Below are 20,459 nucleotides of genomic sequence, written 5' to 3'. Positions count from 1 at the left end.
CGACCCCTGTGTCGCGAAGACCTCGCGAGCGTGGCAGCCCGGCCAGCATAACAATCAGGTCAAGGGCGCTGTCAACAGTGTTGACAGCGGCGGAACCGCCGGGCTATCGTCACCTCGTCCGACGCATTCGATGAGGAACGAGGGGCGAAGTGCCTGCTGCCGACGTACTGTTCACCGGGGGATCCGTCTTCACCGGCACGGGAGAGCCGCTCCGCGGTCACGCCGTCGCCGTGACCGGCGATCGCGTCACCGCGATCGTCCCCGAGACCGAGGCATCCGCCCTCGTCGGCGACGCGACGCGCATCGTCGAGCTCGACGGGGCGCTCCTCGCGCCCGGCTTCCAGGACGCGCACATCCACCCGGTCGGCGGCGGTGTCGAACTGCTGCAGTGCAACCTCACCGAGGCCGAGAACGCCGACGAGGCCGTCGCGACCGTCGCCGCCTACGCCGCCGCGAACCCCGGCGAGTCATGGATCCTCGGCGGCGGCTGGTCGATGGACCACTTCCCCGGCGGCGCGCCCGTGCGCGGCCTGCTCGACGCGATCCTGCCCGATCGCCCGGTGCTGCTCATGAGCCGCGACCACCACAGCGCCTGGGCGAACACCGCCGCCATCCGCCTCGCCGGCCTCGACGCCGCCACGTCCGACCCCGACGACGGCCGCATCGAGCGGGAGGCCGACGGCACTCCCGCCGGCACGTTCCACGAGGGCGCGATGGAGTTCTTCGCCGAGGTGCGGCCGGCACCGAGCGACGAGCTCGTGTACCGCGGCCTGCTGCGGGCGCAGCAGGAGCTGATCGCGCTCGGCATCACGGGCTGGCAGGACGCGATGGTCGCCGGCGGGGCCGCCGGCGTCCCCGACGGGCTCACCGCGTACCGCCGCGCGCTCGACGAGGGCGAGCTCAAGGTGCACGTCGTCGGCGCCCAGTGGTGGGAGCGCTCGGGCGGTCTCGAGCAGGTCGCCGAGATGGTGCGCCGGCGCGACGAGATCGCCGCCCTCGGCCGGCCCGAGAGGCTCGCGCTCGGCACCACCAAGATCATGGTCGACGGCGTAGCCGAGAACCAGACCGCCGCGATGCTCACGCCCTACCGCGACGGCCACGGTCACGACACGCACAACCACGGCATCTCGTTCGTCGACCCCGGGCTGCTGCGCGACGCCGTCACGGCGCTCGACGCGCAGGGGCAGCAGGTGCACTTCCACGCGCTCGGCGATCGCGCGGTGCGCGAGGCACTCGATGCGGTCGCCGCCGCGCGCGCCGCGAACGGTCCGAGCGATGCCCGCCACCACCTCGCGCACCTGCAGGTCGTCGCCGAGGCGGAGACGCCCCGCTTCGCGGAGCTCGACGCCGTCGCGAACCTGCAGATGCTGTGGGCGACGCACGAGGACCAGATCGACGACCTCACCCTGCCGTTCCTGCAGGACGGCCAGGAGGCGCGCCAGTACCCGTTCGGCGACCTCGTGCGCGACGGCGCCCACCTCGCCGCCGGCAGCGACTGGCCGGTCTCGTCGGCCGACCCGATGGCCGCGATCCACATCGCGGTGACGCGCGTCGCACCCGACGTCGATGCGGAACCGCTCGGCGGCGCCCATCAGCGCCTCGAGCTCGCGACGGCGATGGCCGCCTACACCTCGGGCACCGCCTACGTGAACCACCGCGATCACGACACCGGGTACGTCCGCGAGGGCTACCTCGCGAACCTCGTCGTGCTCGAACCAGATCCCTTCACCGTTCCCGCCGAGGAGCTGCACCGCACGACGGTGGCCTCGACGTGGATCGAGGGCGAGCCGGTCTACACCCGATCGACCGACGCCCTGCCGCGCACCACCCCGTCCACCGAACCGACCCTCACCGCCTGACCTCGAGGAGGCCACCCCGATGTCCCCGAACCGAACCAGAATCGCTCGAACCCCAGCCGGACGGCGCAGTGTCGCGCTCGTCGCCGGCGCGGCCGCGGCGCTCATCGCCCTGACCGGCTGCACCACCGACCCGTCCGACGACGGGCCCACCGGCTCAGCCGACTGGGAGATCACCGACACGACGCCCGCGCCGTCGGGCGACATCGACTCGTTCACCTGGGCGTCGTACGCCGAGCCGTACTCGCTCGACTACGCCTACGCGTTCGACTACGCCGACAACCAGGTGCTCGCCAACGTGTGCGAGTCGCTGCTGCGCCTCAACCCCGACTACACGCTCTCGCCCGGGCTCGCGGAGTCGTACGAGCAGACGAGCGACCTCACGTGGGTCTACACGATCCGCGAGGGCGTGACGTTCCACGACGGCAGCCCGCTCACCGCCGCCGACGTCGTCGCCTCGATGCAGCGCCACCTCGACCCCGCCGTGGGGTCGTCGTGGTACTCGGTCTACCAGAACGTCGCCTCGATCGAGCAGACCGGCGACATGGAGGTCACCGTCACGACGACGATCCCCGACTCGCAGTTCAACCAGGGGCTCGGCGGCTCGGCCGGCGTCATCGAGTCGGCGAAGACCCTCGCCGAGAAGGGCGCCGACTACGGCAACTCCACGGGCCTCGTGAACTGCACCGGCCCGTTCGAGCTCACCGAGTGGAAGTCGGGGGAGTCGGTCACGCTCACCCGGTACGACGACTACTGGGACGACTCGCTGGCGGCCAAGTCGGGCGAGGTGCAGATCGTCTTCATGAACGACGCGACCGCCCGCACGAACGCGCTCAAGTCGGGTGACGTCGACGGCGGCTTCATGATCCCGGTCGATGCGATCGACCAGCTGCGCGGCTCGGGCGACGGCGACGTGTACTTCGGCCTCACCTCGGCCGTGTCGAGCCTCATCATCTCGAACCTCGACGGCCCGCTCGGCGACCAGCGCGTCCGCCAGGCGCTGCTCATGGCCCTCGACCGGCAGGGAATCCTGGATGCCGCGCTGAAGGGCTACGGCGAGGTCACGAACGCACTGACGACCGAATCCGTGTGGACCGGCGCGACCGATGCCACCCGCGAGGAGGCGTTCAGCGGACTCGAGGAGTACCCGAACGACCTCGAGGCGGCGAAGAAGCTCGTCGAGGAGGCCGGCGCGACCGGTGAGGAGCTCGTCTTCGCGACCGCGCCCATCGGCAACGACTTCTCCGTGATCTCGCAGGCGACCGTCGCGGCCGCCAACTCGATCGGCCTCGACGCGAAGATCGAGACCGTCACGCCGAACGCCTACACGGCGCTGTTCAGCGACCCGACCGCTCGCGAGGGCATCGACATGTTCTACACGGTCTGGTACCTCTCGAGCCCCGACCCGCTCGAGATGTACGGTGTGCTGCGCACGGGCGAGTTCAGCAACTACGGCAACTGGTCCGACCCCGAGTTCGACGAGATCGCGACGCAGGCCGTCGGCACGTTCGATTCCGAGGAGCGCGCGAAGCTCACGAGCCAGCTCCAGCACATCGCGAACGAGCAGCTCCCGTGGCTCCCGCTGTTCACCGGCCCCATGACGATGTACATGAACGACCGCATCACCGGCGCCTCGCCGTCGATCGCGTTCCTCTACTACCCGTGGGCGGCGACCATTGGCGCTCGATAGTTCCACCAAGGCGGTCGCCGCGCAGCGCGCGGCGGCCGCCCGCCCCGGTCGCGGCGGCCACACGGCCGCCGCGGTCCGGCGGATCGCGGGCAAGCTCGGCAGCCTCGCGCTGACCCTCTTCCTCGCGTCGTTGCTCGTGTTCTTCTCGCGCTTCCTCGTGCCCGGCGATCCGGTGAGCTTCCTCCTGCGCGGCCGCAAGCCGAGCGCCGAGGCCATCGCACAGGTCACCGAGCAGTACGGCCTCGACCTCCCGCCGTGGCAGCAGTACCTGAACTGGTTGTTCGGGGCGCTGCAGGGCGATTGGGGCCGTTCGCTCCAGTACCGCCAGGACGTCTCGACCGTGATCGGCGAACGTCTCCCCGTCACGCTCATGCTCGTCGTGATGTCGGGCATCCTCATCGCGATCGTCGGCCTCAGCGCGGGCATCGTCGCCTCGCTCAACAGGGGCAGGGTGCTCGATCGGGCGACCCTCATCGGTCTGACGGTCCTGAGCGCCATCCCGTCGTTCGTGGGTTCGATCGTGCTCATCGCCGTGTTCGCGGTGCAGCTCGGCTGGTTCCCCACCTTCGGGTCCGGCGAGGGCTTCGCCGACACGGTCTACCACCTCGTGCTGCCCTCGATCGCGCTCGCGATCGTGTTCGTCGTGCTCGTCGGCAAGGTCACCCGCTCGTCGATGGTCGAGCAGCTCGGCCGCGAGCACGTCGAGGTCGCGACCAGCCGCGGCCTCAAGCGCGGCACCGTCATCCGCCGGCACGTGTTCCGCAACGCGCTCGGTCCGATCCTCACCGTGAGCGGCATCCTCGTCGCCGGTCTCATCGTCGCCTCGACGATCGTCGAGGCCGCATTCGGCATCGCCGGCATCGGCTCGCTGCTCGTCGCGTCGGTCGACCGCCTCGACTTCCCGGTCGTCCAGGCGATCGTGATGCTCGTCGTCACCACCTTCGTGGTCGTCAACGCGATCATCGACATCGCCGAACCCCTCATCGACCCGCGAGCCGCGGCAGGAGCAAGTGCACGATGACCGTCTCGAACAACACCCTCGCCGTGGAGGTGATGCGGGCGCCGCGGCTGAAGCCGGCGAACGCGACCTTCGGCATCGCCGTCGGCATCGTCGCCGTGATGACGCTCGCCGCGATCTTCGCGCCCTTCATCGCGCCGTACCCGCCCGACGCGCTCGACTTCGCCGCGGTGTACGCGCCGCCGAGCCCCGAGCACTGGCTCGGCACCGACGGCCTCGGCCGCGACCTGCTCAGCCGGCTCATCTACGGCGCGCGCACGGCGCTCCTCGGCCCGCTGCTCGTCGTCATCGGCTCGACCGTCATCGGCATGCTGCTGGGTCTCCTGGCGGGATGGCGCGGCGGCTGGATCGACGCCGTGCTCGGCCGCGTCTTCGACGTGCTGTTCGCGTTCCCGTCGCTGCTGCTCGCGATCATGGCGGTCGCGCTCTTCGGCAAGGGCCTCATCGCCCCGGTGATCGCGATGTGCATCGCGTACGCCCCGTTCGTCGCACGCCTCACGAGGGCGCTCATCAAGGCCGAGCGCACCCGACCCTACGTCGCGGCCTACCGCGTGCAGGGCTTCAGCGGCCCGTGGATCGCACTGCGCCGGGTGCTGCCGAACGTGACCCCGATCGTGGGCGCGCAGTCGACGCTCAACTTCGGCTACGTGCTCGCCGAGCTCGCCGGCCTGTCGTTCCTCGGCCTCGGCGTGCAGCCGCCGACGCCCGACTGGGGCGCGATGATCAACGAGGCCCAGGCGGGCATCGTCGGCGGCCACTTCCTGCCCGCGCTCGAGCCCGCGATCTGCGTCGTGCTCGTCGTCGTGGCCTTCAACATCATCGGAGAAGAGCTCTCCGACCGCATCGGAGGCGAGATCCCCGCATGAGCCTGCTCGACATCTCCGACCTGACGCTCGACCTGCCGAACGGCACCCGCCTGCTCGACGGCATCTCGCTCGCCGTCGAGGCCGGCGAGACCGTCGGCCTCGTGGGCGAGTCGGGTTCCGGCAAGTCGCTCACGGCGCGCACGGTGCTCGGCCTGACCCCCGACGGGTCGACCCTCGGCGGTCGCGTGCTCGTCGACGGCCACGACCTGGTCGCCGCGGGCAAGCGCGACGTGCTCGACGTGCGCCGCCACGCGGCGGCGATGATCTTCCAGGATCCTCGCGCCGGCATCAACCCGATGCGCACCATCGGCGACCACATGACCGAGACGCTGCGCCTCTGCGAGGGCAGGTCCGAGTCGGAGGCGAGGTCGCGCGCGATCGAGTTGCTCACGGCCGTGCGCCTGCCCCGACCCGAGGACCACCTCAAGCAGTACCCGCACGAGTTCTCGGGCGGCATGCTCCAGCGGGTGATGATCGCCGGGGCGCTCACGAGCTCCCCGAAGCTCCTCGTCTGCGACGAGCCGACGACGGCGCTCGACGTGACGACCCAGGCCGAGATCATCCGCGTGCTCGTCGAGCAGCGCGCGAGCCGCGGCATGGGCATGCTGTTCATCACGCACGACCTCCACCTCGCGGCCTCGATCTGCGACCGCGTCGTCGTCATGAGCAAGGGCCGCGTCGAGGAGACGGGCGACGCCCGCCGGATCTTCAGCGCCCCCACCGCCGACTACACCAGGCGGCTGGTCGCGGCGACCCCGACGGTCACCGGCCCTGCGGCACCGATGCTCGAGATCGTGGATGCCTCGGCGCCGGCGGCCCCGGACGTCGACGCCGCGCGGGGGCACGCCGGCGAGGCATCCGCCCCCCGCTCGGCCGCCGCCGGGACGGGCGACGAGCCCATGCTCGACGTGCGCGGCGTCTCGAAGACCTATCACCTGCGCGGCAAGCCGCCCGTGCACGCCGTCGCCGCGACCGACCTTCGGGTCTCCCGCGGTCGCGCCCTCGCGGTCGTCGGCGAGTCGGGCTCCGGAAAGTCGACGCTCGCGCGCATGATCGTGGGGCTGGAGGAGCCGGACACCGGCGAGATCAGGGTCGCCGGCCGCGACCGCACCGTCGCGCCGAAGTCGCGGCAGGAGCGCATCTCGCACGCCCGCAGCGTGCAGATGGTCTTCCAGGACCCGTACCTCTCGCTCGACCCGCGGATCACCGCGGGACGCGCCATCGAGGACGCCCTGCGGCTGCACACCGACCTCTCGACGACCGCGGCCCGGGTTCGGGTGGTGGAGCTGCTCGAACAGGTCGGCCTCGGCGCCCAGCACGCGCAGGCGCGCCCGCGCACGCTCTCCGGCGGCCAGCGCCAGCGCGTCGCGATCGCGCGGGCCCTCGCGATCGAGCCCGACGTGCTCGTGATGGACGAGGCGACGAGCGCGCTCGACGTGTCGGTGCAGGCGCAGGTGCTCGACCTCGTCGCCCGCATCCGCGAGGAGCGCGGCCTCACGCTGCTGTTCATCAGCCACGACCTCGCCGTCGTGCGCCGCGTCTGCGATGAGACGGTCGTCATGCGGTACGGCGAGATCGTCGAGCACGGCGACACCGCCGAGCTGCTCTCCGCCCCGCAGCACCCGTACACGCAGCTGCTGATCGACTCGGTGCCCCGTCCCGAATGGGCGCCCGAGTCGCGGGCGGCCGAGGCATCCGCCTAGGTCACCGGCGGGTCGCCTCGGCGACCTGCCCGACGGAACGCGAAACGGCCCCGCAGGAGCGGGGCCGTTTCGTCGTGTCGGCAGGCCGTGCGGCTCAGGCCTGGCTCGTGGGGCCCGGCTCGTCGTCGGCGACCCAGAGCTCGTCGTCGGCGCGGAAGGTCTGCCAGACCGCGTAGGCGACGCCTGCGGCGGCCACCACTCCGGCGCCGATCGCGAGCCATCCCCCGATGCCCGGGCCCTTCTTCTCCTCGACGACGACGGTCGCCCGCGGCGACACCCGCTCGAGCGCACGGCGCACTCGGGTGTCGTTCGCGATGTCGCCGATCGCGAGGATCGAGCCGAGGGCCGTGCCGAGGCCGCGCTGGGCGCTGTCGCCGGCCGAGCGCGCGTACCGTCCGGCCGTCTCGACGCCGGGGCGCACGTAGCTCTCGTACCCGGTGCGAACCCGGGGCACGACCTCTTCGCGGGTCAGGTGCCCGAGCTGTCGGCTGGCCTCGCGAGCGACGGCATTCGCGTGCTCGAGCACGTCCTGCTGGTTCCCCCAGAGCTCCTCCGCACTGCTGCGCAGTCGCTTGAGTTCCTTCCGGCGCTTGCGTGACAGGCTCATCTCGACCTCCATCGTCAGTACAGCGGACTGCTTCCCATCTTGCCACCGAACCGGCTGTAAGCGAGGTGGGAGTCTCATTCCTTCATGCCGCGAGCCGAATTCGCAAGGGGGTGGTGCGTGCGAGAATGATCACCATGTCGATTCACACCGCCGTCGCGACGATCAACACCAACCACGGCCCCATCAAGGTCGACCTCTACGGCGACCACGCCCCGAAGACCGTCAAGAACTTCGTCGGCCTCGCCACGGGCGAGATCGAGTGGACGCACCCCGCAACCGGTCAGAAGACCACCGACCCGCTGTACGACGGGGTCATCTTCCACCGCATCATCCCCGGCTTCATGATCCAGGGCGGCGACCCGCTCGGCCAGGGCGTCGGCGGCCCCGGCTACCAGTTCGACGACGAGATCAACCCCGAGCTCGACTTCACCGAGCCCTACGTGCTCGCCATGGCGAACGCCGGCCGCGACCGCATCACGGGCGGCGGCACCAACGGCTCGCAGTTCTTCATCACCGTCGGGCCGACCACCTGGCTCCAGGGCAAGCACACCATCTTCGGCAAGGTGACCGACCCGGCCAGCCAGGCCGTCGTCGACAAGCTCGCCTCCGTCGCCACCGACGGCCGCGACAAGCCGCTCGAAGACGTCGTGATCGAGAACATCACCGTCGAGCAGGTCTGATCCGGCGGTGGGCGACCCAGCGGCCGACCGGTCGAACTTCTGCTATCGGCATCCCGATCGGCAGAGCTTCGTGCTGTGCCAGCGCTGCGGTCGCACCATCTGCCCCGAGTGCATGACGCAGGGCGCCGTCGGCGTCATCTGCCCCGAGTGCATGCGCGAGCAGCGCGCGAGCGCGCCCCGCACCAAGCCGGCCGTGCTCACGCGCGCTCGCGCCGCGGCCGGCCGCGGGGCGCCGGTCGTGACGTATTCCCTCATCGGCATCACGTTGGTCGTCTACGTGCTGCAGCTCATCCCGGGGCTCGGGGTGACGAACTGGCTCTACTTCACGCCGCTCGCGGTGAGCGACATCGCCTTCCAGCCGTGGCGGTTGTTCACGACGATGTTCGTGCACTCCACCGCGCTGATCTTCCACGTGCTGCTCAACATGTACACGCTGTGGATCTTCGGCCAGCTGCTCGAGGGTCTGCTCGGCCGATGGCGCTTCCTCGCGCTGTACCTGCTGTCGGGTCTCGCGGGTTCCGTCGGCGTCGTCTGGCTCGCCGACCCCAACACCTCGGTCGTGGGAGCCTCGGGCGCGATCTTCGGCCTCATGGGCGCGTTCCTGGTCATCCAGCGCCGCCTCGGCGGCCAGACGACGCAGCTGTTCATCCTGCTGGGCGTCAACCTCGTCATCGGCTTCGTGCCGGGCTTCAACATCGCCTGGCAGGCCCACCTCGGCGGGCTCATCGGCGGCGCCGTGATCGGCTTCATCTTCGTGGAGACGCGCAAGCGGTCGCAGCAGGCGCTCCAGACCTGGCTCCTCGTGGCGTTCGGCATCGTGCTGCTGCTCCTGAGCGCCCGCTACCTCTTCTTCCCCCTCGCCTGACCCGCCGCGAAGTTATCCACAACCTCTCCACAGTTGTTGAGAGTTACACCCGTGTAATTGTCGGCACTTCAGTGGACGCGCGGGATTCCGGGATCTCCACATCTGTGGATAACCGTGGGAAACCTGTGGATGGGGCTGAGGATGACTGGTGGACGGCATGTGGGAAACAGGCCGAGGACCGCGCCGGGCATGCAGAAGGGCGGATGCCCGAGGCATCCGCCCTTCTCGGTCGAAGAGAGCCGGCGTCAGCGCCAGCGGGTGGTCATGAGGAAGCCGATGAAGGCGATGCCGAAGCCGATGAGGATGTTCCACGAACCGAGGTCGGCGATCGGGTAACGACCCTGGCTGACGTAGAACACGATGATCCAGGCGAGCCCGAGCAGCATGAAGCCGAACATGACGGGCTTGAACCACACGGGGTTCGGCGCCTCCTCGCCGTTCGCCGCGGCTTCAGCGCGCGCCGGCTTCGATGATTTCGTACGTGCCATGCGGGCGATTCTAGTCGAGGCGGCTGCACGCTCGCAGCGCGCTCCCGTCCGAGCGGAATAGAATCGCCGGTATGTCCGACTCGCAGCCCGACGGCCGGCGCGCCGCGCGACGCGCTCCGCGCGAACGGCGCCGCGTCAGCGTGATCGGCGTGCTCGGCGAACTGCTGCTCACCGCGGGCGTGCTGATCCTGCTGTTCCTCGGCTGGCAGCTGTGGTGGAACGACGCGATCATGAACTCCCAGCAGTCGCAGGCGGCGGGCGAGCAGAGCGCCGAGTGGGCCGAGGCCTCGAAGGCCGAACGCGGCGACGCGCCGCCGCCGGCGACGCCCGACCCGGGTGAGCCCGTCGTCGACACGACCGAGTACGGCAACGGCGAGGCCTTCGCCGTCATGTACGTGCCGCGGTTCGACAGCCCGGGCACGCACGACTCGGTGCGCAACGTCGCGCAGGGCTACGGCCTCGACGTCCTCAACAGCTACGATCTCGGCATCGGCCACTACCCGGGCACGCAGATGCCGGGAGAGGTCGGCAACTTCGCGATCGCGTCGCACCGCAGCGCGTACGGCGGCGGCATGCACGAGATCGAGCAGCTGCAGCTCGGCGACGCGATCTACGTCCAGACGAAGGACGGCTGGTACACGTACCGGTTCCGCGACTTCGAGTACGTCACGCCGGCGACGACGCAGGTGCTCGCCCCCGTCCCGCACCACCCTGAACTGACGCCGACCGACCGCATCATCACGCTCACGAGCTGCAACCCGCTCTACTCGACCGCCGAGCGGATCATCGCCTACGGCGTGCTCGAGTCGTGGCAGCCCGGTGCCGACAACCCGCCGGCCGAGATCGCCTCGGTCGTCGCCGAATGGGGGAACTGAGCATGTACGGCGCGCTCTGGCGCATCCTGCCCGGCCCCGTGTGGCTGCGCATCATCCTGCTGCTGCTGCTCGCGGCCGCCGTCGTCTACGCACTCTTCACGTGGGTGTTCCCCTGGGTCGACTCGATCCTCAATCCGATCAACGTCACGGTGGAAGAATGACCCGCATCCTCGTCATCGACAACTACGACAGCTTCGTCTACACGCTCAACGGCTACCTGCGGGAGCTCGGTGCCGAGACCGAGGTCGTGCGGAACGACGACATCGACGTCGCCGACGTGGCTGCGCGCATCGCCGAGTACGACGGCGTGCTCGTCTCGCCGGGGCCCGGCAAGCCGTCGGACGCGGGCGTCTCGATCCCTGTGGTCGAGGCGGCGCTCGCGAGCGGCCAGCCGATCCTCGGCGTCTGCCTGGGGCATCAGGCCATCGCCGAGGCGTTCGGCGGCGTCGTCACGAACGCGGAAGAGCTCATGCACGGCAAGACCTCCCGCATCGAGCACGACGGCAGCTCGTTCTACGAGGGGGTCCCGCAGCCCTTCACCGCGACCCGGTACCACTCGCTCGCGGTCGTCGACGGCACGCTGCCGCCGTCGCTCGTCGTCACGAGCCGCACCCAGGGCGGCGTGATCATGGGACTGCGCCACGTCGAGGCGCCGATCTTCGGCGTCCAGTTCCATCCCGAGTCGGTGCTCACCGAGGGCGGCTATCGCATGCTCGGCAACTGGCTCGCCGTGGCCGGCCTGCCCGAGGCGCGCGAGCGCGCCGAGCACCTCAGCCCGCTGGTGCGCGCGAGCGCCTGACGCGATGCGGTCGCGCCCCGCAAGGCGCGACTCGCGGGGCGCGACTCGCGGCGAGGCGTCGGCTCAGCCCGCGCAGTAGGTCAGCTCGACCTCAGATCCCTGGGGCACCTCGCCCGGCGCGAGCGACTGGTTCGTCACGGGCGAACCCGGCTCCGTGGGGCACGAGGTGTCCTGCACCGGCGTCACGTTCAGCTGGCGGTCGTCGGCGGTGAGCAGGCCGATCGCGGCGTCGAGCGAGACCCCGATGACGTCGACCATCTCGACCTTGCCGTTCGACAGCGTGAACTCGACCGTCGAACCCTGCTCGACCGCCTCGCCGCCTGCGGGACTCGTCGAGATGACGATGTCCGCCGGGACGGTCGGCGAGTTGACGCGCGTCTCCTTGCCCGGTTTCAGCCCCGCGTCCTCGAGCGCCTTCTTCGCGTCGGCCAGCGGCATGTTGACGGTGTCGGGCACCGTCACGGCTTCGCGGCCGGTCGAGACGTAGACCGTGATCGCCTGGCCGGCGTTGACGATCTCACCGGCTGCGGGGTCGGTGCCGATGACCTCGTCGGCCGGGACGGCGTCGTCGGTCTGCTGGACCTCGGTCGCGGGCAGCCCGAGCTTCTGCAGCTCCTCCACCGCCTGTTCGTACGTCATGCCGGTGAGCGTCGGCACCTCGCGCGCACTCGACGGGATGTCGTCGGTCGGCTGCAGGTTGAACGCCCAGTACATGACCGCGATGACGATCACGACGACGCCGACGATGCCCGACCAGATCCAGATCGCCGGGGGGCGGCGCTGGGTGCGCGACATCGTCTCATCCTCGGCGAGCTGGCGCAGGGCGAGCTCCGAGCTCGACAGCGAGGCGGTCGGTGCACCGAAGAGCATGGTCGCCTGGTCGGGTTCGCGGTGCACGGGCACCCGACCGGATGCCGCGGTGTCGACGTCGGCGCGGAACTCGACCGCCGTCTGGTACCGCTGGTCGCGGTTCTTCGCGAGGGCCCGCATCACGACCGTGTCGAGCGCCGGCGAGACCTTGGGGTTGATGACGCTCGGCTTCACCGGGCGCTCGCTCACGTGCTGGTACGCGACCGCCACAGGGGTGTCGCCGCGGAACGGCGGGCGCCCGGTGAGCAGCTCGAAGAGCACGACGCCCGTCGAGTACAGGTCGGTGCGCGCGTCGACGGTCTCGCCCTTCGCCTGCTCGGGCGAGAAGTACGAGGCGGTGCCGAGGATGGCCGTCGTCTGCGCGACCGTCGTCGACGAGTCCGAGACGGCGCGCGCGATGCCGAAGTCCATGACCTTGACCTGGCCGGTCGTGGTGATCATGATGTTGCCCGGCTTGATGTCGCGGTGCACGACTCCGGCCCGGTGCGAGTACTCGAGCGCGGTCAGCACGCCGTCGATGACGCGAACGGCGGCGGTCGGCTCGAGGGGCCCGTCGTGGATGATGTCCTTGAGCAGGCGCCCCTCGACGTACTCCATGACGATGAACGGCAGCTGCACCTCGTGACCCGAGGCGTCGACGACGGTCTCTTCTCCGGCGTCGAAGACCCGCACGATCGTCGGGTGCGCCATGCGCGCCGCCGACTGCGCCTCCTGACGGAACCGCATGCGGAACGCGGGGTCGGTCGCGAGCTGGGGCTTCAGCAGCTTGACGGCGACCTGGCGACCGAGCCTCGTGTCGGTGCCGACGTGCACGTCGGACATGCCGCCACGGCCGATGAGGGCGCCCACGCGGTAACGTCCGGCGAGGACGCGTCCTTCATCGCTCACGGTGTGCGGCTCCCTTCAGTCGCTTCGGACCGTCGTCTCTCGGTGTGCTGGATGCCTCGGGCCGGCGTCACTGGCCGCCGTCGTCGTCTCCGCCGGGCTCGGGCACCACCGGTGCGGCCTCGACGGTCGCCGTGCCGGCCGGCGACACCGGCGAGCTCGTCTGACCGCAGAAGTACATGTAGGTGATGTCGATCGTCGCGCCGTCGGCCGCGTCGGCGTCGGCCGTCATCGTCGCCTCGGTCGTGTTCGAGTCGAACTGCAGCTGGTTCGCCGCGGCCGGGCCGTCGATGGTCAGCGAGTAGCCCGACAGCGTCTGGCCTGCGGGGCACTGCGCACGGCTCCACGAGACCGTGAAGTCGTCACCGGCGTTGACCGTGGCGGGCACCCGCGGCGCCGTGGGCGCTGCGGGCTGCTCGACGGCGGCGTAGTACGTGATCGTGATCTCGCTGTTGATCGGCACGGGGCCCGTCGGGTTGACGTCGTAGACCGTGCCGACGAGGTCGGGGTCGGTCGCCGCGTTGCCCTCGACCGCGTTCGCGACCATGTCGAGGTCGGACAGCTTCGCCCGCGCCTCGTCGACCGACAGGCCGATGAAGTCGGCGGCGTTGATCTGCGCGGTCGTCGGGGCCTCGCTCGTTGGCGGTGCCGAGGTCGGCGGTGCCGACGTCGGTGCCGTCGAGGGCGGCTTCGACGACGACTTCACCGGATCCTTCTGGCCCGAGTTGAGCGCGAGCGCGATGATCGTGCCGATGAGCACGATCGCGAGCAGCGCGATGAGCGCGATGAGCGGCCACGTCCACGGGCTGCGCTTCTTCTTCTCGCCGTCTTCGTCGCCCTCGCCGGGTTCGCCGTCGGGGGTCGCGGTCGGCAGCACGGTCGTCGCGGCGGTGGCGCCGGCCTGCGGCATGAGCATCGTGGCCGCGGTCAGGCCCGCGGCGCCGAGCACCGCGGGGACGGCCGCCGCAGCGCCCTGCACGTCGCCGCGGCGAAGCGCGGTCGCCGCGCGGGCGAGGTGCGCCGCCGACTGGGGACGGTCGGCCGGGTTCTTCGCGATGCTCGAGTAGACGAGGTTGCGCACCGGCTCCGAGACGGTGACGGGCAGGTCGGGCGGCGTCTCGTTGATCTGCGCCATCGCGATGGCGACCTGCGACTCGCCCGTGAACGGGCGGCGGCCCGCCAGCGCCTCGTAGGCGACGATGCCGAGCGAGTAGATGTCGGTCGTCGGCGACGCCGGGTGGCCCGACGCCTGCTCGGGCGACAGGTACTGCACCGTGCCCATGACCTGTCCGGTCGCGGTGAGCGGCACCTGGTCGGCGATGCGGGCGATGCCGAAGTCGGTGATCTTCACGCGCCCGTCGGGCGTGATGAGCAGGTTGCCGGGCTTGATGTCGCGGTGCACGAGGCCGGCCGCGTGCGCGGCCTGGAGGGCGGCGGCGGTCTGCGCGACGATGTCGAGGACCTTGTCGGTCGACAGCACGTGCTCGCGCTCGAGGATGGTCGACAGCGCCTCGCCGGGCACGAGCTCCATGACCAGGTAGGCGCTGCCCTCTTCTTCTCCGTAGTCGAAGACGTTGGCGATGCCCTCGTGGTTCACGAGCGCGGCGTGGCGGGCCTCGGCGCGGAAGCGCTCGAGGAACCCGGGGTCGCCGAGGTACTCGTCCTTCAGGATCTTGATCGCGACCTGTCGGCCGATCACGAGGTCGGTGGCCTGCCACACCTCGCCCATCCCGCCGATCGCAATGCGGGATTGCAGTTCGTAGCGCCCCCCGAAGGTGAGCCCTGCGCTCGGTCTCATTTGTTCAGCACCGCCTCTAGTACCTGCTTCGCAATCGGTGCGGCAATCAGATTGCCGTACCCCTCCTGGCCCAGCCCCCCACCGTCTTCCACGAGCACCGTGATCGCATACTGAGGGTCGTCGGCGGGGGCAAAGCCGGTGAACCACAAGGTATACGGGTCATCCTCGCCGTTCTCCGCTGTTCCGGTCTTACCGGCCACGCTGACGCCGTCTATTCTTGCATTACTCGCGGCACCGTTCTCGACGCCGTTGACCATCATCTGCACCATGGTGCGGGCCGTCTCCTCGCTGATCGCGCGGCCGTACTCCGTCGCCTGGAACTCCTGCAGCGGACGGAAGTCCGGGGCCGTGATCTGGTCGACGAGGTTGGGGTTCATGACGATGCCGCCGTTCGCGATCGCGGCCGACACCATCGCCATCTGCATGGGGGTCGCCCGCACGTCGCCCTGGCCGAACGCGGTGAGCGCCGTCTGCGCGTCGTCGAGTCCCTGGGGGTACACGCTCGGCTCGGTCGCGGTCGGGATGAGGAACTCGTCGTCGAAGCCGAACTTCTGGGCCTGGTCGCGGATCGCGTTGTCGCCGAGCTCGATGCCCAGTTCGGCGAACGGGATGTTGCAGGAGAGTCGAAGTGCGTCGGCGAGCGTCACGGTCGCGCCGGGGCCGCACGTGCCGCCGCCGGAGTTGCGGACGACCGACGAGGAGCCGGGGAGGGTGAACTCGCCGGGGTTGGGGAACGTCGACTCGGGCGTGTACCTGCCCGATTCGAGTGCGGCCGCCGTCACGACGAGCTTGAACACCGAACCGGGCGGGTTCATGTCGCCGCCGGTCGCCCGGTTGTACAGCGGGTCGCTCGGGTCTTCGACGAGCGCGTTGTAGGTCTCGAGCACCTGCTCCCCGTCGTGCACGGCGAGGGCGTTGGGGTCGTACGTGGGCTTCGTGACCATCGCGAGGATGCGGCCGGTCGACGGCTCCGTGACGATGACGGCGCCCGTGTAGTCGCCGAGCGCGTCCCACGCCGCCTGCTGGGCGACCGGGTCGATCGCGACCTCGACCGAGGCGCCCATCGGGTCCTGGCCGGAGATGAGGCGGTTCAACTGGTCGAAGAACTGGCTCGACGACTGGCCGCTCAGGTAGTCGTTGAGCGAGCGCTCGAGGCCGGTCGCCTCGCCGTTGACCGGGATGTATCCGGTCACGGGCGCGTACAGCGGGCCGTTCGAGTACACCCGCTGGAACCGGTAGAAGTCGTTCGACGGCTCCGAGAAGGCGATCGGGTCGCCGTTGACGAGGATCGGGCCGCGCTCGACCGAGTAGCTCTCGTAGAGCGTGCGCGAGTTGCGCGAGTCGGCGGCCAGCGCGTCGGCCTGCACGAACTGGATGATCGTCGTGGCGACGAGCAGCGTCAGGAACATGGCGAGGGCGAGCACCGAGACCCGCTTGAGTTCGCGGTTCATCAGTCGATCACCAGCCTCGGGTGGTTGCGCACGGTATCGGACAGCCGCAGCAGCAGCGCCACGATCATCCAGTTCGCGACGAGCGACGAACCGCCGGCCGCGAGGAACGGCGTCGTGAGGCCGGTGAGGGGGATGACTCGCGTCACGCCGCCGACGACGATGAAGACCTGCAGGGCGACGACGAAGGCGAGGCCGACGCCGAGCAGCTTGCCGAAGTCGTCCTGGCCCGCGAACCCGATGCGGAACCCGCGCGCGACGAAGAGCAGGTACAGCGAGAGGATCGCGAAGACCCCGGCCAGGCCGAGCTCCTCACCGAGCGACGCCATGATGTAGTCGCTCTGCGCGACCGGCGTGATGTCGGGGCGGCCCTGGCCCCAGCCGGTGCCGATGAGCCCCCCGTTCGCGAGCCCGAAGAGGCCCTGAACGAGCTGGTAGCTGCCGCCGATCTCCGCGCTGAACCGCTCGTCGGCGAACGGGTCGAGCCAGTTCGCGAAGCGGTTGCCGACGTAGTCGAGGGTCTGGCTCGCGATGATCGCGCCCGCGAGGAACAGCGAGAGGCCGAGCACGACCCACGAGATGCGGCTCGTCGCGACGTAGAGCATCACGAGGAAGAGCCCGAAGTAGAGGAGCGCCGTGCCGAGGTCGCGCTGGAACACGATGACCGCCATCGACAGCGCCCAGACGACGAGCAGCGGGCCGAGGTCGCGCGCCCGGGGGAACCGCATGCCGAGGAACGTGGTGCCCACCATCGACAGCGAGTCGCGGTTGCGCACGAGGTAGCCCGCGAAGAAGACCGCGAGCGCGATCTTCGCGATCTCACCCGGCTGGAACGTCGCGATGTCGCCGATGCCGATCCACACGCGAGCGCCGTAGACCTCGCGGCCGAGGCCAGGGATGAGCGGCAGGAGCAGCAGGACGATCGCCGCGAGCCCCGACAGGTACATGTACTTGAACAGCACCCGGTGATTGCGGATCACGACGATGACGACGATCGCGGAGATGATGGCGATCGCGCTCCACGCGATCTGGCGCACCGCCGCGCTCTCCCAGCCCGCCTCGTCGTTCGCGATGTCGATGCGGTAGATCATCGCGATGCCGAGGCCGTTCAGGACGGTCGCGATGGGCAGGAGGAACGGGTCGGCGTCGCGCGCGACGAACCGCATCGCGAAGTGCAGGCCGAAGACGAGGAGCGAGAGTCCCGCACCGAGCAGCACGAGCTGCGTGTCGATGCGGCCGAGCGCGCCGAGCTGCACGAGCACGATGGCCGAGGCGTTGATCACGCAGGCCACGGCGAGCAGCCAGAACTCGAGATTGCGCAGGCGCTGAGGCATCCGGATGCGGCGGACGCCGCTCGGCGGCGTGGCCGGCCTCGACGTCGTGCCGCCGTCGCCGGACGTCACGATGCCCTGCGGGGGGAGGTCGGAGCGGTCAGTCAAGGGACGCCTCCAATCGCTCCACGATCTGGGCCGCCTCGGCGAGCGAGCCGGCGCTGATGGTCTGCTCGACGCGCTGCTGGTCGTAGGTGCGCAGCTCCGAGACGTCGATGTCGGTCTCCCGGTGCAGCTCGTGCAGCGAGATCGGCCCGAGGTTCTGCTGGATGCCCTGGTAGATCGCCACCCTGCCGTTGGACTCGCCGACGTAGAAGCGCGTCTGGGTCCACTGGTAGCCGAGCACGAACGCCGTGACGATCGCGGCGACGAGGAGGCCGATCCAGATGCCCCACACCCAGCGACGGCGCCGACGGCGACGCTCGTCCTCTTCGATGAGCTCGTCGAAGTAGTCCGCCGAGTCGGGCTCGAAGTGCGTCTCCTGCACGGGGTGCGGTCGGAAGGGCGTGAGGCGGATGCCTCGGGGCTTGACCGGTTCGGCCGCGGCGCCGAACGCGAGCGGGGCGGCGGCGGAGCCGACGATGAGCGGCGGCGTCGCCGGAGCGGCGGGCTCGCCGACGTCGACGACGACGACGGTGACGTTGTCGGGGGCGCCGCCGTCGAGCGACGCCTTGACGAGGCGGTCGGCGACCTGCTTGGCGCCCGCCTCGGTCGACATGAGCTCGTGGATGTCGTCGAACGAGACGACGCCCGAGAGGCCGTCGGAGCAGAGCATCCAGCGGTCGCCCTCGCGAGTGTCGAGGACCATCTGGTCGATCTCGGGCGACGCCTCGACGTCGCCGAGCACGCGCATGAGCACCGAGCGACGGGGGTGCACCATCGCCTCCTCGGCGGTGATGCGGCCGGCGTCGACGAGTCGCTGGACGAACGTGTGGTCGGTCGAGATCTGGCTGAGCTCGCCGGAGCGCAGCAGGTAGATTCGCGAGTCGCCGATGTGCGAGATGACGACCCGGTCGCCGAGGTGCAGCATCGCGCTCACGGTCGTGCCCATGCCGGTGAGCTCGGAATGCTCCGACACGGTCTCGGCGAGGCGGCGGTTCGCGGCGATCAGGGCGCCCTCGAGGGCGGCGGCGGCCTCGGGAGCACTGTCGTAGTCGGTGTCGGCGTCGGCGATCCGTCGGGTGGCGATCGCGCTCGCGACGTCGCCGCCGGCGTGGCCGCCCATGCCGTCGGCGACCAGGAACAACCGGCGACCGGCGTAGCCGGAGTCCTGGTTGTTCGAGCGGATGCGCCCGACATGCGAGACCGCTGCGCTCGCCTTGACCGCCGGCATCGGTTACCGCCGCAGCTCGAACGTCGTCGCGCCGACCTTGACGGTGGCTCCGAGGGGGATGGGCGTGGGCACGGTCACTCGGGAGCCGTTGAGGAAGGTGCCGTTCGTCGAGTCGAGGTCCTGGATCATCCACCGGCCGTTCCAGAGCATGAGCCGGGCGTGGTGGGTCGAGGTGTAGTCGTCGCGGATGATGATCGCCGAGTCGCTCGACCGGCCGATCGTGATCTCATCGGTGCCGAGCGGGAACTCGGTTCCCGACTTCGCACCGTTCGTGATCACGAGGCGCCGGGCGTTGTCGCTCGAGGCGAGCTCGCCGTTGCCGCCGCCCGACGGCGTCGTGACCGCCTCGGTGGGCGCGGCGGGCCCGGTCGGGACCGGCGAGCTCGGGAACGAGCTCGCCGTCGGCGCGGGCGCTGCGGCGGCGTCGGGCTGCAGCTTGCGCACGCGCTGGCCGAACAGGTCGCTGCGCAACGCGTAGACGATCGCGAAGATGAACACCCACAGGAGCAGCAGGAATCCGAGCTGGAGGACGAGGAGGGTCAGTTCGCTCATTCGGCCGGCCCCCAGAATCCGCCCATGTCGTGACGACGGGTCGCCGGGGCGGGTGCGCCGCCGCCCGCGGCCTGGGCGAGCACGCGGAAGACGATGCGCGAGCGCCCGATGGTGATGACGGAGTCGGGGGGCAGGATGGCCTCCTTCACGGGGGCGCCGTCGAGCTGGGTGCCGTTCGTGGAACCGAGGTCGCGCACGCGGGCACGCGAGCCGTCCCACTGGACCTCGGCGTGTCGACGAGAAGCGCCGGAGTCGTCGAGGGTGACATCGGCCTCGGAGCCGCGGCCGATGACCGTGCGGCCCTTGATGATCGGATAGCGCTTGCCGTCGACGTCGAGCACCGGGGTCCAGGCGACCTGGCCCTTCACGTTCTGCGAATCGACCTGCACCATGCCGACGCTCAGGCCCTCGTCGGCCCGCAGGGCGATCGTGATGCCGCCCGCGAACTGGAAGTGCTGGCTCGCCGCGTGCTTCTGCACGAGGTCGACGAGCTCGTCGATGAGTGCGGGGCCGAGCGCCGCCATGCGATCGTGGTCGGCCGGCGACATCCGCACCGTGAAGTTGTTCGGCACGAGCACGCGGTCGCGCGAGACCACAGCGGCCTTCGTATCGATCTCGCGCTTGAGCGCCGAGGTGATCTCGACCGGCTGCAGCCCCGAACGGAAGGTCTTCGCGAACGCGCCGTTGACGGCGCGCTCGAGACCCTTCTCGAAGTTGTCCAGTAGGCCCACAGGTCTCCCGATTCCGGTGTCTGACTTCGCGTCATGTTAGCGCGAGCGGCTGGAAACACCCCGG

Annotated in this window: 19 protein-coding genes; 10 read left to right on the top strand and 9 right to left on the bottom strand. The window is 70.2% G+C overall.

Annotation, left to right across the window (positions count from 1 at the left end; translation table 11 throughout):
- Positions 1 to 149: 149 nt before the first annotated feature.
- The 5 genes from AC3RJ7_RS15590 to AC3RJ7_RS15570 are packed head-to-tail and all read left to right on the top strand — an operon-like array spanning position 150 to position 7,133.
- Positions 150 to 1,859, top strand: coding sequence for an amidohydrolase (locus AC3RJ7_RS15590; protein ID WP_491456761.1), 1,710 nt, complete (start codon positions 150 to 152; stop codon positions 1,857 to 1,859).
- A gap of 19 nt (positions 1,860 to 1,878) precedes the next feature.
- Positions 1,879 to 3,546 carry an ABC transporter substrate-binding protein gene (locus tag AC3RJ7_RS15585; RefSeq protein ID WP_491456760.1) on the top strand — a complete coding sequence of 556 codons (1,668 nt, stop codon included), beginning with the start codon at positions 1,879 to 1,881 and terminating at the stop codon, positions 3,544 to 3,546.
- On the top strand, positions 3,533 to 4,567 hold the full coding sequence (locus AC3RJ7_RS15580; RefSeq protein ID WP_491456759.1) for an ABC transporter permease: 1,035 nt from the start codon (positions 3,533 to 3,535) through the stop codon (positions 4,565 to 4,567). Before AC3RJ7_RS15585 ends, AC3RJ7_RS15580 begins: the two co-directional genes overlap by 14 nt.
- Positions 4,564 to 5,430 (top strand): ABC transporter permease, encoded by an 867-nt coding sequence (locus AC3RJ7_RS15575; protein ID WP_491456758.1) that lies wholly within the window; start codon positions 4,564 to 4,566, stop codon positions 5,428 to 5,430. Before AC3RJ7_RS15580 ends, AC3RJ7_RS15575 begins: the two co-directional genes overlap by 4 nt.
- A complete protein-coding gene (locus AC3RJ7_RS15570; protein WP_491456757.1) occupies positions 5,427 to 7,133 on the top strand; it encodes a dipeptide ABC transporter ATP-binding protein in 1,707 nt (568 codons plus the stop codon). The genes AC3RJ7_RS15575 and AC3RJ7_RS15570 overlap by 4 nt, the downstream gene beginning before the upstream one ends.
- A 94-nt stretch (positions 7,134 to 7,227) precedes the next feature.
- On the opposite strand, the gene AC3RJ7_RS15565 is transcribed toward AC3RJ7_RS15570, so the two are convergent.
- The gene (locus tag AC3RJ7_RS15565) at positions 7,228 to 7,740 is read right to left on the bottom strand and encodes a hypothetical protein (protein ID WP_491456756.1); all 513 of its coding nucleotides are present in this window, start codon (positions 7,738 to 7,740) and stop codon (positions 7,228 to 7,230) included.
- 134 nt (positions 7,741 to 7,874) lie between these two features.
- On the opposite strand from AC3RJ7_RS15565, the gene AC3RJ7_RS15560 reads away from it, so the two are divergent.
- Together AC3RJ7_RS15560 and AC3RJ7_RS15555 are read left to right on the top strand one after the other, a co-directional pair.
- A complete protein-coding gene (locus AC3RJ7_RS15560; RefSeq protein ID WP_491456755.1) occupies positions 7,875 to 8,420 on the top strand; it encodes a peptidylprolyl isomerase in 546 nt (181 codons plus the stop codon).
- Positions 8,421 to 8,427: 7 nt separating this feature from the next.
- Positions 8,428 to 9,285 (top strand): rhomboid family intramembrane serine protease, encoded by an 858-nt coding sequence (locus AC3RJ7_RS15555; protein ID WP_491456754.1) that lies wholly within the window; start codon positions 8,428 to 8,430, stop codon positions 9,283 to 9,285.
- Positions 9,286 to 9,530: 245 nt separating this feature from the next.
- Here AC3RJ7_RS15555 and AC3RJ7_RS15550 read toward each other — a convergent pair whose 3' ends face one another.
- Positions 9,531 to 9,773: a cell division protein CrgA gene (locus tag AC3RJ7_RS15550; protein ID WP_491425019.1), complete on the bottom strand. Its 243-nt coding sequence runs from the start codon at positions 9,771 to 9,773 to the stop codon at positions 9,531 to 9,533.
- A 71-nt stretch (positions 9,774 to 9,844) separates the two neighbouring features.
- Between AC3RJ7_RS15550 and AC3RJ7_RS15545 the strand changes: the two genes are divergently transcribed.
- From AC3RJ7_RS15545 to AC3RJ7_RS15535, 3 genes are read left to right on the top strand one after another with little or no spacing between them, the layout of a single operon-like run.
- Positions 9,845 to 10,648 carry a class E sortase gene (locus AC3RJ7_RS15545; RefSeq protein WP_491456753.1) on the top strand — a complete coding sequence of 268 codons (804 nt, stop codon included), beginning with the start codon at positions 9,845 to 9,847 and terminating at the stop codon, positions 10,646 to 10,648.
- A complete protein-coding gene (locus tag AC3RJ7_RS15540) occupies positions 10,636 to 10,809 on the top strand; it encodes a hypothetical protein (protein ID WP_491456979.1) in 174 nt (57 codons plus the stop codon). Before AC3RJ7_RS15545 ends, AC3RJ7_RS15540 begins: the two co-directional genes overlap by 13 nt.
- Positions 10,806 to 11,447 (top strand): anthranilate synthase component II, encoded by a 642-nt coding sequence (locus tag AC3RJ7_RS15535; RefSeq protein WP_491456752.1) that lies wholly within the window; start codon positions 10,806 to 10,808, stop codon positions 11,445 to 11,447. Before AC3RJ7_RS15540 ends, AC3RJ7_RS15535 begins: the two co-directional genes overlap by 4 nt.
- 63 nt (positions 11,448 to 11,510) lie before the next feature.
- On the opposite strand, the gene pknB is transcribed toward AC3RJ7_RS15535, so the two are convergent.
- The 7 genes from pknB to AC3RJ7_RS15500 form a co-directional block, all read right to left on the bottom strand.
- A complete protein-coding gene (gene pknB / locus AC3RJ7_RS15530) occupies positions 11,511 to 13,205 on the bottom strand; it encodes a Stk1 family PASTA domain-containing Ser/Thr kinase (RefSeq protein ID WP_491456751.1) in 1,695 nt (564 codons plus the stop codon).
- A gap of 67 nt (positions 13,206 to 13,272) precedes the next feature.
- Complete coding sequence (locus AC3RJ7_RS15525) at positions 13,273 to 15,000, bottom strand: protein kinase domain-containing protein (protein WP_491456750.1); 1,728 nt, start codon at positions 14,998 to 15,000, stop codon at positions 13,273 to 13,275.
- Positions 14,997 to 16,451, bottom strand: a complete 1,455-nt coding sequence (locus AC3RJ7_RS15520) for a peptidoglycan D,D-transpeptidase FtsI family protein (RefSeq protein WP_491456749.1) — start codon at positions 16,449 to 16,451, stop codon at positions 14,997 to 14,999. Before AC3RJ7_RS15520 ends, AC3RJ7_RS15525 begins: the two co-directional genes overlap by 4 nt.
- Positions 16,451 to 17,782, bottom strand: a complete 1,332-nt coding sequence (locus AC3RJ7_RS15515; RefSeq protein WP_491456973.1) for an FtsW/RodA/SpoVE family cell cycle protein — start codon at positions 17,780 to 17,782, stop codon at positions 16,451 to 16,453. The genes AC3RJ7_RS15520 and AC3RJ7_RS15515 overlap by 1 nt, the downstream gene beginning before the upstream one ends.
- A 97-nt stretch (positions 17,783 to 17,879) precedes the next feature.
- Positions 17,880 to 19,112, bottom strand: coding sequence for a PP2C family protein-serine/threonine phosphatase (locus tag AC3RJ7_RS15510; RefSeq protein WP_491456748.1), 1,233 nt, complete (start codon positions 19,110 to 19,112; stop codon positions 17,880 to 17,882).
- Between the two features lie 3 nt (positions 19,113 to 19,115).
- A complete protein-coding gene (locus AC3RJ7_RS15505) occupies positions 19,116 to 19,664 on the bottom strand; it encodes an FHA domain-containing protein FhaB/FipA (protein WP_491456747.1) in 549 nt (182 codons plus the stop codon).
- Positions 19,661 to 20,395, bottom strand: a complete 735-nt coding sequence (locus tag AC3RJ7_RS15500) for an FHA domain-containing protein (protein ID WP_491456746.1) — start codon at positions 20,393 to 20,395, stop codon at positions 19,661 to 19,663. Before AC3RJ7_RS15500 ends, AC3RJ7_RS15505 begins: the two co-directional genes overlap by 4 nt.
- Positions 20,396 to 20,459 lie beyond the last annotated feature (64 nt).

It is taken from the genome of Agromyces solani (genome assembly GCF_058349925.1).
This window is presented reverse-complemented; position numbering and strand designations above follow the sequence as displayed.